The sequence below is a fragment of the Gardnerella sp. KA00243 genome, assembly GCF_049244105.1.
GTDB classification, from domain to species: domain Bacteria; phylum Actinomycetota; class Actinomycetes; order Actinomycetales; family Bifidobacteriaceae; genus Bifidobacterium; species Bifidobacterium leopoldii.
The window spans coordinates 114,218-127,851 of the sequence record NZ_CP058375.1 but is presented as its reverse complement, the minus strand read 5'-3'; the positions used below and the strand labels follow the sequence as shown (position 1 = coordinate 127,851).

Annotated in this window: 16 protein-coding genes; all 16 read right to left on the bottom strand. The window is 42.6% G+C overall.

The features are described 5' to 3' along the window. Positions 1–11 precede the first annotated feature (11 nt). A complete protein-coding gene (locus HXT50_RS00520) occupies positions 12–797 on the bottom strand; it encodes an S-adenosylmethionine synthetase N-terminal domain-containing protein (RefSeq protein WP_421776877.1) in 786 nt (261 codons plus the stop codon). 12 nt (positions 798–809) lie between these two features. After that, positions 810–1,361: a terminase gene (locus tag HXT50_RS00515; protein WP_421776876.1), complete on the bottom strand. Its 552-nt coding sequence runs from the start codon at positions 1,359–1,361 to the stop codon at positions 810–812. Between the two features lie 158 nt (positions 1,362–1,519). Further along, complete coding sequence (locus HXT50_RS00510; protein ID WP_410295943.1) at positions 1,520–1,879, bottom strand: HNH endonuclease; 360 nt, start codon at positions 1,877–1,879, stop codon at positions 1,520–1,522. Between the two features lie 151 nt (positions 1,880–2,030). Further along, on the bottom strand, positions 2,031–2,459 hold the full coding sequence (locus HXT50_RS00505; protein ID WP_421776875.1) for an RNA polymerase subunit sigma-70: 429 nt from the start codon (positions 2,457–2,459) through the stop codon (positions 2,031–2,033). Beyond that, complete coding sequence (locus HXT50_RS00500; protein WP_421776874.1) at positions 2,419–3,858, bottom strand: SNF2-related protein; 1,440 nt, start codon at positions 3,856–3,858, stop codon at positions 2,419–2,421. Before HXT50_RS00500 ends, HXT50_RS00505 begins: the two co-directional genes overlap by 41 nt. Then, positions 3,839–4,129 (bottom strand): VRR-NUC domain-containing protein, encoded by a 291-nt coding sequence (locus HXT50_RS00495; RefSeq protein WP_421776873.1) that lies wholly within the window; start codon positions 4,127–4,129, stop codon positions 3,839–3,841. Before HXT50_RS00495 ends, HXT50_RS00500 begins: the two co-directional genes overlap by 20 nt. Continuing rightward, positions 4,101–4,436: a hypothetical protein gene (locus tag HXT50_RS00490; RefSeq protein WP_421776872.1), complete on the bottom strand. Its 336-nt coding sequence runs from the start codon at positions 4,434–4,436 to the stop codon at positions 4,101–4,103. The genes HXT50_RS00495 and HXT50_RS00490 overlap by 29 nt, the downstream gene beginning before the upstream one ends. A 397-nt stretch (positions 4,437–4,833) precedes the next feature. Next, positions 4,834–7,053: a phage/plasmid primase, P4 family gene (locus HXT50_RS00485; RefSeq protein ID WP_421776871.1), complete on the bottom strand. Its 2,220-nt coding sequence runs from the start codon at positions 7,051–7,053 to the stop codon at positions 4,834–4,836. Continuing rightward, positions 7,047–7,415, bottom strand: a complete 369-nt coding sequence (locus HXT50_RS00480) for a hypothetical protein (RefSeq protein ID WP_421776870.1) — start codon at positions 7,413–7,415, stop codon at positions 7,047–7,049. The genes HXT50_RS00485 and HXT50_RS00480 overlap by 7 nt, the downstream gene beginning before the upstream one ends. Continuing rightward, entirely contained in the window at positions 7,408–8,199 is a 792-nt protein-coding gene (locus HXT50_RS00475; RefSeq protein WP_065189430.1) for a phage antirepressor, read from the bottom strand. Before HXT50_RS00475 ends, HXT50_RS00480 begins: the two co-directional genes overlap by 8 nt. A gap of 97 nt (positions 8,200–8,296) precedes the next feature. Continuing rightward, the gene (locus HXT50_RS00470; RefSeq protein WP_421776869.1) at positions 8,297–10,273 is read right to left on the bottom strand and encodes a DNA polymerase; all 1,977 of its coding nucleotides are present in this window, start codon (positions 10,271–10,273) and stop codon (positions 8,297–8,299) included. 226 nt (positions 10,274–10,499) lie between these two features. After that, on the bottom strand, positions 10,500–11,048 hold the full coding sequence (locus HXT50_RS00465) for a DUF2815 family protein (RefSeq protein WP_410311423.1): 549 nt from the start codon (positions 11,046–11,048) through the stop codon (positions 10,500–10,502). Position 11,049: 1 nt separating this feature from the next. Further along, positions 11,050–12,180: a DUF2800 domain-containing protein gene (locus tag HXT50_RS00460; RefSeq protein ID WP_421776868.1), complete on the bottom strand. Its 1,131-nt coding sequence runs from the start codon at positions 12,178–12,180 to the stop codon at positions 11,050–11,052. Then, positions 12,173–12,481: a hypothetical protein gene (locus tag HXT50_RS00455; protein WP_421776867.1), complete on the bottom strand. Its 309-nt coding sequence runs from the start codon at positions 12,479–12,481 to the stop codon at positions 12,173–12,175. Before HXT50_RS00455 ends, HXT50_RS00460 begins: the two co-directional genes overlap by 8 nt. An 11-nt stretch (positions 12,482–12,492) precedes the next feature. After that, positions 12,493–12,714, bottom strand: a complete 222-nt coding sequence (locus HXT50_RS00450; RefSeq protein ID WP_016815920.1) for a hypothetical protein — start codon at positions 12,712–12,714, stop codon at positions 12,493–12,495. 60 nt (positions 12,715–12,774) lie between these two features. Next, the gene (locus HXT50_RS00445; RefSeq protein ID WP_415693941.1) at positions 12,775–13,407 is read right to left on the bottom strand and encodes a sigma-70 family RNA polymerase sigma factor; all 633 of its coding nucleotides are present in this window, start codon (positions 13,405–13,407) and stop codon (positions 12,775–12,777) included. Positions 13,408–13,634 lie beyond the last annotated feature (227 nt).

Here is a 13,634-nt window from a genome sequence, read left to right as displayed (position 1 = left end):
CTTTCCTCCCGTTAGAAAAGACCCCAGCAAGCCAGCTTTTCAAAACCACCCACCGAGTCAATATAATCTTTCGCAATTTTCACAATCTGCGCATACGGTTTACCATCAACCATTTCATCCCCGATAGCGCAAGAAAACTCAACCACCCGGCCGGTTTCCTGCGCTTTCAAAAACGCGTAAATATTAACCGACACGTCAGCTTTCGTAAGATCCTTACCATGAAGACCGCCACCCGTAACAGCATCAGCCATGTCTGAGCCGAGTTTTCGGTTAACCGCTCCCGTATCCACGCTGATACCACCCGTCCAGTCACCTAAAGGATTAACAAACGCACTCGGATACTCTTTCAATAAGTCTTCTCGTTTAGCGTGAGACTGGCAGATGATAAGCTTTTCACCATCAAGAACATACTTGCCGTCATACGGATACTTTTCATAAACCTTTCGAGCAATAGCAGAAAGCTTCTTCTGCTCGTCTGTTAATGGTACGCCTTTAAAAATCCCGTTATCACCGCAACGGACCATACCGTTTTGGTTTCGGCTTAAATGCTTATCCTGCGGCACAACCGTAATATCAATCTTTACTTTCCCAGGGCTTAAACGGTGGATAATATTTTTAATATCCTTAAACTTAAACATCACCGTGCTTTCAATACACACGGCACACTTACCATGCCCGAGCATCACTTCAACAGCAATCTTCGGATTCTCATCCAGCTTGTAAGCCAGATCAACAATTGCTCCAGCAATACGATCCGCAATCTTGTCCGGGTGACTTGGATTTACTTTTTCTATCATAATTTTTTCTCCTTATATGTTTTTACGTGTAATAAGCAGGCGTTCCATTAAATCGTTTTGAGGTGAAACGCCATCAAACTCAGTCGAACAGTTTTCTTTCACAATTTGGAAAATCTCATTCCAAAGCCTGACCGCCTGATTCATGTAGTTAATACCAATGTTGATAAAAGGCGATGGTATCGGTTTACCCGTAGTCGGATGCTTGGAAAGAAACCCGAGTTTACTGGTTACTTCCTCGCATTGAATCCAACGAGCACAGCTCATCGCATACCGTTCAATAAGAGGAGACGGGACTTTACTGCTAACACCAATGTCTTTTAGCCACTTCCACGTTTCAGCATAAATTTCTCTAGCCTGAAGCTGAGTACCGTCTTTTTGCGTGGCGGATAAAAACTCGTGAGGCTGAGGCATTTCAGCACCTTCAAGCTCCGGAATATCAAGAACGCTTAAAGGCCTGCCACCAGGGTTTCCTTCACTCGCTTTTTCAACAACCGCTTTCTTTTTCCGCCCGGCACCCACGCGTCTGCCGCCACGACCGCCGATATTATTTGATTTTGTAGGCAAACTTTCCGCCTCCTTCCCACGTGAGTTTTAACTACTAAAAAATTTCGTGTCTGATTTTGCCTATTACCCTTTTGAATACGCTGTTTTTACGCAAAATACCCTGCGCCCGTTCCCCATGGGGTAGGCTCGTAGAGATTTAAACCCCCCTAGGGGGTGGGTTATTTGTTATGCCAGCGATCTCCACGCTTAGCGTGAATTTTAGAGTGACAGGATTTGCATAGAGAAATAAGATTATTCCTCTCATGCGTTCCGCCTTCAGCAATCGGTTTAATATGATGAACCTGCTCAACAGGAACAAGCATATGGTTCTTAAAGCAAAGCTCACAGAAAGGATGCTCTTTCACATAAGAGTCCCTTATTTTCTGCCATGCTCTGCCGTAACGCTTGTGAGCATCATAAGGACGCTCGTATTTTTCGTAGCGTCGGTTCTCTTGTTTTAAGTGTTCCTCGCAAAACCTGCCGTCAGTTAGATTCGGACAGCCTTGATAAGAACACGGTCTTTTAGGTTTTCTTGGCAAGACTTATCCTCCCTCGGGCATGAAAAAAGCCCTGAAAGATTACTCTTTCAAGGCTTAGTATTTACAGTTTTTGCTAAGTTTATAATACCATATAGGAGGCAGTGCCATCTCATGCCAAACCATGCCAAAGCATGCCAACTTTTCTCAATTTTTAGATTCGAATAGGGTTTTCAGGAAAAACAAGATGCTCTAACGCATTACCATGCCATCTGATAACTGTTCTGACACCTGCATGGAGTTCTTTACCAATATCCTCCCACGTCATGTTACTCATGTAACGGTAGCGTAAAATCATCTGCTCATCCACGCTTTCAAGTTTAGAAATCACATCCAAAATCTGCTCTTTCAAACTGATAAGCAGCGTGATCTCCATGTTAATCTTTGCTTCTAAATCCATAACCCTTATAAGAGCTTTCACAAACGGAGCTTCCACGCTTCGAGTCGTCTGCACATACTCTCGGTCGTATCTTAATGAAGAAACACTTGTAGCAAGCTCACGCAGTCTTACTACCTCATCCATGTCAGCCTTAATCCGCTTATCAAGAAGATAGGCTTGCCGTAAGTATTCTTTTTTGTTCATTCTTACCTCCATTTTGAGGTAAGTTCTCTCTAGAACCCCTTTCCCTCACTTCATTAATTGATAGTCTTGCTTTAACCGACTCGATTAAAGCATCCTGCACTTTAGCCTTCATGCTTAAAGCCCTCATCACATCCTCATCAATCGTGTCCTTAGTGATAATGTGATGGATTACAACCGTGCCGGTTTGACCCTGACGGTTAAGTCTAGCGTTCGCCTGCTGGTAAAGTTCCAAACTCCAAGTCAGAGAAAACCAGATAAGAGTTGAACCGCCAGCCTGTAGGTTAAGACCATGACCTGCAGAAGCCGGGTGAATCAACGCCACAGGAATCATGCCGGCATTCCAGTCAGCAATATCAGCACCCGTTTTAATCTCACGCACGTTAAAACGATTCTTAATCCGCTCAAGATCATGCTTAAACCAGTAAGCTACAAGCACCGGTTTACCGTTAGCAGCCTCGATTAAATCCTCTAAAGCATCAAGCTTACGATCATGAATATGAACGCTTTCTTTTTTCTCGTTATAAACCGCGCCGCCTGCCATTTGAAGAAGCTTATTTGAAAGAGACGCTGCGTTAATCGCATCAACCTCTTTACCCTCCAACGACACCACCATATCCTGTTTCAGCTCATCATAAAGTTTTCGCTCCTTACCAGATAACTCTACTTTCACCTCGTTTATCACACACGCAGGCATTTTCAAATAGTCTTTCGACTTCATCGAAATCGTAATATCAGCTATCTGCTTATAGATCAAACTCTCAGCACCATCTTTAGGCTTATAAGAAAAAACCATGTGCTGGTTACGCTTATCAGGATCAAAAAAGTTCTGCCGATAATACGTAATATAGCGACCTAGCCTTTGACCCATATCAAGCAGCCTAAACTCAGCCCACAAATCCATAAGCCCGTTAGAAGAAGGAGTTCCCGTAAGACCTACAATCCTTTTAACTTTCGGCCTAGCCTTCAGTAATGCTTTAAAACGTTTCGCCTGATACGATTTAAAACTTGAAAGCTCATCTATCACAACCATGTCAAAATTAAACGGCAGGCCGCTTTTCATTATCAGCCACTCCACGTTTTCACGGTTAATAATATAAACGTGAGCAGGCGTTTTTAGTGCTTGAATCCGCTCCTTCTCACTGCCCGTCACAACAGAATAAGTAAGGTGTTTTAAATGCTCCCACTTTTCTAACTCTAAAGGCCACGTAGCGTTCGCAACCCTAAGAGGAGCGATAACCAGAGTCCTGGAAACATCAAAAGAGTCAAGCATCAAGTCGTTAACCGCTGTAAGACTTATCACACTCTTACCAAGTCCCATTTCAAGCAAAACCGCTGAAACCGGGTGTGTGATAATAAAATCAGTCGCATACTTTTGATACTCATGTGGCTCGTATCGCATCAATCACACCTCCAATCTGACTTTTCTCATCAACCACGAAAACCTTAAAACCTAAATCCTGTAAGTCTTTCATCCGTTTCACCTGTAAGACTCTAGGCTTTTTACCTGGTGCTTTAAGCTCGACAAAACCAATCTTTCCACTGTTTAGTAAAACCAGCCTGTCTGGAAGCCCGTCAACAGAAGGACTCGTAAGCTTTATAGCCATGCCTCCAGCAGCTTTAACATCACGGACGAGTTTTCGCTCAGTTTCCTTTTCTCTTAAAAAGCCCATCAGACACCTCTTTTGCCATCTCAATGATTTTCTTATCAACTTCGTTTCTCGGCTCATCAGAAACATCGCCATAAAACACGTCAATATAGTGATTGCTTAACTGTGGGTGATCTTTGAACATATTGTCCTCAGCATGCGAAGATACTTCATCAATCATGTTCATGGCTTTTAACAGTCTGTCTTGATCTTTCACTAAAAGCACCGGGCTAATATCAACCACTAATTGGTCAATCAGACTCTTAGTCAGTCGCATTGCTGCTCCTGCTTGCTTGTAGGTTTCTACTGTTCTCTCATTTTTGTTAATCATGGTTTATTCCACCTTTCTCAAATCTTATTTTTCATTTATTGAATAGAGTTGTTTCATTCGTTGGTTTTGCCCGTTTACATCAGGCGAATGTTATTTGTGTAGCCATGTATGCTTTAGACCCATCTTTTACTTTTCTCTATATACACTTATATTTCTTTTATTTTTTCTTCTTATATAAAAAGTAAAGAAAAAGGGTACACTACAATACAAAACCCCTATTTATCAGGCTTTTCTTTCTTGAAAACGTGCATGGTAGCGTGTAGGCAACGCCTATTTTCGTGTATGAAAAAATCCTATAGAACATTTTTCTCTGAACCCAGTTTTTACCACGTAAAACATTTGCCTACACGCCAATACATTTTTCAGGAAGTATCTTTCAGTTTTACCGTGCTTTACATCAAAGAAAATCCTCCTGTGCCTGCAAATTCGGATTAATGGAAAGCCCACACCACTGGTAGCCCTTACCCGTCCGTTTTTTGCTATAACCCGCTAACAGTAAAGCCTTAGAAAAATCCCTATCGTTTCTAACATATTCACCGTTAAGGTTTGCCCACTGGCGGTAAGACAAGTAAAGACTCCTACTCATCTCCGTTTCATTCACGCCCTTAATGCAATAATCAGTGATGAAATGGCCTATCCAGTCGTTTTCAGCCCGATAAGCGTCCTTAGCCTGCTCTACCACCTTACAAGTAGGGAATTTATAACTGTTTTGGATATAAAGCTTGGCTCCTTCAATCATCCATTGAAGTATTGCCCCACCTGCTTTTTGCAAAAGTTCATCAACATAGTCTGTTTTCGGATTCTTGATTTCTTTCGTAAACGGTGCGACAAAGATTCTCCGCCACGTTCCCTTATCGTTCGAACCGACTTTCGGCAGATGGTTCGTGTAGAGAATAGTTGAGTGGCTTGGCGTAAACGTAAAAGGAGCATAATATTTCCTCTCAGCTGAAATATCATCCACGCTTGCTATCTGTTTCAGCATGGAAATAGAAAGCCTTTGCCCTTCCTCAGTTTCCGAGGCAAGAATAAACCTTTTACCGCAAAGCTCCGCTAAATCCACTTTCACGTTTTTAGCCCGAGTGGTTAAAGACTCCGCAGGTATTTTCCCCGCATAATCTCCAAGCACATGTGCTTCCGCGTTAAACACGGTCGACTTACCGTTGCCACCTGACCCGTACACCAGCAAAAGCGATTCTTCAAACACTTGACCTATAAGCGTACTACCCGCATGGCTTTGAAGAAATGTCTGAAACTCTTTATCACCTGCGGTAACCATATCAAGCGTTGTCTGCCACAATCCCATGTTCTCCCGTGAAGGGCAAACAGCGGTCATTTTCGTACAGTACGAACACGGATCATGTGCTTTTAGCTCTCCAGTCTTTAAATCCACGATTCCGCAAGGCGTGTTTAGAATGAAAGCATCACGATCCAGTCCTTCGTTTGCAACTTCCAGCATGGATTTAGCAAGCTTTAATATCCCGGACACTTTACTGTGATCATTCATCTTCTTAGCAAACGAAAGATACTGTTTTGCCTGATTCACTTCACTCTTTGCTTTATCCGCCTGCTCTTTATCACCTGATGATTCGGCTTGAACGAACTCTTCGTAAGCTGTCTTAAACTCGATACCAGCATTTTTCAAAACCTTTTTAGCAATAAGCATGTAAAGTTTCATAACTTTAAGCTCAGACGCTTCCCACTTCTTGCCCGTCCAGTAAAGCCAGCCGGCAGACATCGTATAAACAGCCTTATTCTTGTTATGTTTGGCAAAAACCTCAGCCATCGCAATATCTGTTAAATCATCCGGCTTATACTCCTCATAGCTTTTGCCATACTCGCTAGGCGGAATATAACCTTCTTGACTTGCTACTTTAAGCCCGAACTTTTTAGCCGAATACCAGATTTTAGATAATTCTGCGTCAGGCAAAGGAGGATTACACCGTTCTGCTTCACTCAAAAACTTCTCATGTGCTTCATCTGTCGCCCCATAACGTTTGATGAGTTTTCCTGCGATATGACTAAGCCTAGAGTTTCTCTGCCCTGATGGTATTTCTTCTGTTCCTGCATCAAATTCACTGAAATCTTCTTCCGAGAGAAAATCAGTGACTGTTTTTTCACCATCGTAAAGTTCTACCTGTGGAGTTTTAACACCGTAGAGAAAACGTGCCGCATCAAGAGCGTTACTGTCAAAATACGGGAATACTGATTGAATCCTTGTTTTAAGCTCTACATAAGCTTTAGCATCGCTTACTTCTTCAATTGGAAAATAAACGTGAAAACGTGGTCTTGCACACTTCCCATGCTTGTCTTTCATGTGGTTTCTACTATAAGACGCGTAAAAGCACACGTTCGGAAACGCTAAAGCAACATCAAAAGGCGTCACCCAGTCTTTACCAACATCAGAATGGTCGTTATCACAGTCCATCGGAATACAGGTAGATGAGAGAAAATTATCTTTAGACCTATAACTGTTAGTAAATTGTGCTGTGACATGGTCAAAAGAGATAGCCTTATTAAAGCTATCTCGATCACAGACTTTTATTTCGCTAGGATACAAGCAGTTACTACTGTTTCCCACACAGGAAGCTGTATAAATTTTGCATTCAAGCATCAACATTCACCCCCTAAATCCTTATCCGTAAAATACTTAATCGGCTGCCTGCGTTTTTCTGCCAGATTGATTTCTACTTGCATGCCGCCTGTGATTTTTTCTCCGAACACCCACAGTTCGTTGCACTTGCCTAAGAGGATAATGTCCATAAACATCGCATCCCCTCTATGCTTTTGATTCTCATCATTCATAAACGGGAAAAGCAGGTGTGGAGTGATAGGGATTGCTCCGCGTGAATACGCGTAAGCCGCACACCGGATAGCGTAACTCACGTTTCTTTCTTTATCTCCACGGTAGGGAGCACAGATGTAGACGATAGGCTTAAAATTCGGTGTCGTTTCTAAATGTTTTTTATAAGACTTACTCATCTTTAGCCTCCTGTTCAATCAACGGGTAGATACCGTGTTGTGTCATGAGGTGATAGATGAAAAGCCTGCCTTTCTGAGTCCAATAAGTATGCATTTTTGAGTGTGTAACACCATTAGAATCCTCGTATGTATTTGTGCGAGATTTCGTATATTCCTGATTGGCATACTTTTGATATAAAAGCCAAATATCAGACTGCTTATACTGCACACCGAGTTCATGCAAAAAGTTATTCATCCACTGTGCTGACTTGCCATAATCTTTTGCAATCACACGCATAGAGATTATGTCTTTGCATTTAAGCACAACATCGTAATAGCTGGCTTTTGGCTTAAGCTCAGCTATCTGCTGTTTTTGCACAGCAGTCGTAAGCTCTAACGCTTCTCTTTTAGAACGCTCTTCTTTCAATGCGTTAAAAACAGCGATAGCCATATCAGGATTGTTGATAAGCTCATCTGTCGCATACATGCCGTGCTTACGGATACTTGGAAGAACCTGTGATGTAACCCATCGTTTAAACTGACACGCTTTAGGTAGCTGACTTCTAAGAATAAGACTGTATAAACCAGACTCGTTAATAACATACATTTCTCGGTTCTGACCTGAGTCGGTGAAACACCGAGTCAGCTTATCATCTTCATCTACATGCCTTTTCAGTGCATCAGATGTATCACGATAACCAAGAATCTCAGCCACGTCCTTGCCCACGAAATATGGGATACCATCTACTACTGTTGTGCGAACAGAGCCAAGCTCTACATTCTTAAATACTTGTAATTCATTCATAAAATTACCTCCTATGATTTTTTCTGAAGGCGGTATTACCTTCTAAATCACAGGCAAAGAAAAAGAGCAGGTTTTTAACCCTGCTCCTAAAATTTTTTTAATCTTTTTTGTAAAACTCGCACTCGTAGCCGTCAGCTCTAAGAAGTAAACCTTCTGCCCAAGGTGGTGTTCTTCCCATTAGCTCACACACGCTTTGAACACTCACATTCTTATCGGTTTCGATAATGGCTTCATCATGCACGTGCGCGACGATGCGATATTCTTTCAGTGTTTGCATGGCGTAAAGTAGAATGTCACGAGCTATAGCTTGCGTAATGTTTTCCACGAATTTAGGCCCGTAGCTTTCCAGCCGCTCCCATTTTTTAGTAGATCCCACACCCTCATAGGTGACCGATTCGCCACCGTACTTGTTTTCTTCCACACGTGGTTTCACATAGTAAAGGCATCTTTTTGAAGGCAGTTTGATGATAAGAAACCCACTTTTGTAAGTGAACATAATATTGTGTGTTCGAACAGATGCGTGTTCGTGTACGCACTGTTTTACCGCTCTGTCCACATCCCACCACAGTGTTGTCACCATCGGGTTAGATGATCTCCACGCGTCAACAAGAGGTTGAAGCTCCTCTTCGGTAAGACCCATGTCGAGTGCTCCCATGGCTTTTAACGCTCCAACAGAGCCGCCGTATCCAAGAGCGAGTTCCGCTATCTTACCTTTCTGCCGCAGGTGCCCGTTTACTCCGTGTTTTTCAACAGGTACGCCAAACATTTGAGAGGCTGACGAGCAGTAGATGTCTTTACCTTCCGCGAATACTCGCATACGCCATTTTTCACCTGCAAGCCAGGCAAGGACTCTAGCTTCGATTGCTGAAAAGTCTGCGACAATAAACTTAAATCCCGTGCGTGGGATAAAAGCAGTGCGGATAAGCTGGGATAAGGTATCCGGAATATCCTCATAAAGCATTTCCAACGCTTCAACATTTCCCTGTTTTACAAGACTTCTAGCCTCAGCTAGATCAGGCAGATGGTTTTGTGGCAGGTTTTGTAATTGTACGAGCCTTCCAGCGAACCTTCCTGTACGGTTTGCGCCATAGAAGCGAAACATGCCACGCTCCCGATAATCCATGCATGCAGCGTTTTTCATCGCCGTATACTTTTTCACCGATGATTTGGCAAGCTGCTGTCGAAGCCGTAAAACTTCAGCCAACTCTTTACCCACTGTTTTAAGTTCTTTAGCGACTTCTTTTTTACCAAGCGACTCCATTTCAAGACCATGCTTTTTAAGCCAAGAGCGCATCTGTAACACGGAGTTCGGGTTTTCTAAACCTGTAACATGCTTAAGCTCACTCATGAGATGCGTTTTCACCTCCTGGTCGAGTTTTATAGCTGAATCAACGAAAAGAGGATCTACTCCTATCCCACGGTCGTTAATGGTTTGGTCGAGATAAAACTCCTGCCATAAAAAGTCTGGCACGGGAAAGCGTGAGAGCTTTTCTTGAATACTCAGCTCAACTTCCACATCACGCTTGTTATACGATTTAAACAGCTCCCACTTTTCCTTATCGTGGAAATACTTGTTTCTTGTTCTTCCACCGTTTACTTTCGTAGGATTACACGGTAAGCAGAAGTATTTAATAAGATTCTTACCCTCAGTGAGTTTCTGCTTATCAAGGCCCAGTACTGTTCCCACGTTTTCAAGCGACATGGGTAGCCCCAGGGTGGCTGACCAGATCATTGTGCAATGCCAGGAGCTTGGGTTTAAAAATAGGCCTTCACTTTTTCCTGTCTTACAAGGGTTAACATTGATGCCTTTATCTCGCAGGTAGCGTGATAAGCAGACTCTTTCAAACTGAGCGTTAAACGCCCACTTGGTCACTGTTTCATCTGTTAAAGCAGAAAGCACGGTATCCGGTATGGTTTCACCTTGTGCTAAGTCAACGACCTGAACTTCACTACCGTCCACACTGTAGCCAAAGAGCAGTATTTCAAAATCCTCTGATTCTGCGTACTTGTAAACACCACATTTTTTAAGGTCAACGGAGGAAAACGTCTCCAAATCCACACTCAAATTTTCCAAATTACACCACCTCCAAGTTAATAAAAGAGGTGACAGAAAACCTGCCACCCCACTTATAGAATCTTCTAATTCCTGTTTTTCAGGAATCTTCTAATTCCTATTTAGAATGTGTTTAATATCAACGTAAAGACTCACGAGTTTCTTTACCGTGAAATCAAGAAGTAATACTCCTATAAACACTGAAATAAAAACCGCTATAACAATTTCCATAATTAACTCACGCTCCCTAGGCTAGAAAATCATCATCTTCTAAAGTCGTGAAATCATCGGTTGCGAGGCTACGTCCGCCGAGTGGTTCACCGTCTCGGATTTTTTGAATGTTGCCAAGACCGCAAGCAACTCCCTTATTACCGTTAGAGTTAAAAGCGTAGAAGTTGATGGAAACTCTCGCATAGCAGCCTGAATACACTTCACTGCGGTCCATGATTGGTTTTACCTGTTTGTCTACAATCTGCGGAGCCGTGGTTGAGTTCGCGTTAATGAAGTAATGTCCTTTATACGCTTCATCATCACGCTCAATATCCCCGTCCCTGAGTGGTGTTTTAAGAGCAGCCTTGTTTGGTTTCTTACCGCCGAACTTGCCAACACCTTCCTCGATAGCAGCATCAATAGCTTTCTCAATAGCATTTACTGTTTCAACATCATCTTTAGGAATAAGCAGTGAAACACTGTATTTTTCAGGACCGCCGTTAATAGACTTTGGCTCCCAACCGTTGAAATAGGAAAGACGCGTGTTCTTACCTGTAATAACCTTAGTTTTGTTAAATCCGTTCATTTTACTTTTCCTCCTTAAATTCTTGATTAATATTTTGAACGTTAACTTTTGCCCGCTTATCCGAGTCTGGTACGAGCGTAAGTTTTCCGGACGGTTTTATAATGAGGTCGCCCAGAATATCCTCAAATTTTTTCTTGCCCATCAGCTTTTGCATTTCTGTTAAACCGATAAGACTAGTTTTGAAAATGTCGGTAAAGCCTGCGGCTTTTGCTTTCTCAATAACCGCTGTCTCGTCCTTAAACTTGCGAACTGATCTGCCTTCCACGAGTTTGAAACCGCTCCACTCTTTGCCGTGGTTTATCGCGGAATCTGTGGCGTACGCTAAAACATCATCAGCCCACTTCGTTAACTGTGGGATAAGCGTGAGTACTTCTTCAATCTCACTATCTGTTAAAACAGATGGCGGTTTGAACTCAAGTTCTGCAAGTTTAAGGTTTTCTTCCGCACGTTTACGGCACGTGGCTTTTGCCCTGCAAAACCTGCACCAGTCTCCAGCTTCAAATTCGCCTTCGCCTTTAATAGCAAGCTCCGCTTTAGGTTTAAGCACGCTTTCAGCCCAACAGATAAGCTCCGTGACAGGTAGTGTGAAAGTTGATACGTTGTCACGTCTTGGCTGAAAAATACTCATCTCAACAGTTTGTATCTCGTACAAGCTGTCGAAAAGCGTTAAAGCTCCAAGCGCGTAGCATTTCATCTGAGGATTCTCGTAAGCGTCCACTAGCACGCCTTGACCGTACTTAAAGTCGATAACCTGCAGCGTTTTTTCGCCTACAATAATGCAGTCCGCTGTACCAAACCCGTCCGGCACGTAAGCTGAAAAATCAACTTTCTGCTCTATGAGAAGGATAGGATCTTGGCAGTTAAGTTTTGCCTGCTCGTATTTTTCCATTACGAAATCCACGTAAGCGTCCGAGCATTCCTGCATCTCGTTTGAGTCATACTCTGTTGACGGTTTTTCGCACGGACGGTTAAGAAGCTTATTCAGCTTGTACTCACACCACGCGTGTGCCGCTGTTCCTTCCTCAGCCGCCACAGAAGTAGTGTTTTCAAACTTTTCTTCTAAAACAGCACTAGGAGTACACTTAATCCACCTGTGAGCAGAAGAAGGGGAAAGTAAAGCATGCTTAGTCACTTGTCATACCTTTCGCCTCTTCAAGAAGCTCAGCGTACTTACTTTCATCAAGTTCTGAAAGCCTGTTAGCTCCGAACTTGACGATAAGCGCTTTTACTTCCGCGGTTTTACCATGTTGGCTAAGTTTTGCTAAAACCGCTCGCACATCCTCCAAACTCACCTTTTTAACAGACTCCTTATTATTAGGAACTGTTTCTTTACAACCAGCACCAGAAGCACCGGCATCATCAAACAGCGTTTTAAGATGAGCTGTTAAGTTTTCCAAGTCTTTGATGACTTCTCTCATGATTTCGTTTTTCACTGTTTTCCTCCTTAAACTTCTTTGACATCAACTGACTGAACACTTTTCCCGGGATCTAATAGGTAGACTTGCGAGTAATCACCAAATAACCAGCGGATAAACCGTTGAGGTAATCGCATCACAGCTCCACGTAGAACCTGTTTCTTCTCACCGTTTTCACCGGTGACGTTAATAACGATCTTGTGTTTCACGAGTTTTGCCTCCTTTCTATAAGGGGTTTCTTCCTTACACATCACAGGCAAAGAAAAAAGAGGAGTTTTTAACCTCCTCCTAAAAAAATTTCTAGAATTTTTTTAACGCGTTTTTCTAAGCTTTTCGAGAGCCTTATCCAAATGCTTTTTCACGCCAGCAGACGAAATACCAAGCATGCTCGCAATCTCTGACTGAGTGTATCCTCCAAAAAACATCAAACGAATAACCTGACGCTGCTTGTCAGTGAGTGTTGAAAACGCATGCTCCATTTCTTCTGACATTTCAAAACCATAATCGTTGGTAATAAAACCATAATCATCAGTAGTACTGAGAGCCTCAGCAAGATGACTTTTATCTAGTTCAAGCTCACCATATGCATCAAAATCAAGCGAAAGATTATAGTTACGTGGAAAATGCTCTTCAGCAGCATACTCCACGTCGTCCTTGTTAGGCTCATAACCATGCTTCGCTTTGAACTGCTGGATATACTGCTTCTTCCACGCCTTACTTTCAGCTTTTTCTTCAGCAGTTCTATTAGGACGCAGGTTCTTATTGTTGTAGTAAACCTCGCTGTCATCCATTGAGTGAAGCATCTTAATATCCGCAACGGTTACACCATTCTCGCCTGGTTTAATCTCGAGCGTTTTTTCATCATAACCGCCCGATTTGTTCGGAACAAAATAGGTGTACTTATAGGTTGTGCGATTGTTACTGCTTGTTTTACGAGTCTTCATAAAGAACTCCTTCCATCGATTTCGATGAAGGAATCCTTTGAATTCAGCTAAAACGAGGCATAGCAAAGCCACTACAAGCTAAAAATGAAGAATTCCTTCATTTTGTTACTTGCAGCTGCCTCATTCAGTAAGACCGCTGACATTATTTAGTTGTTCTACACAAGCTCTGAATCATCCTGGTGATCAAGTAGGCATACTTGTGTAGATGGTTTGAGACTTACGTCTTT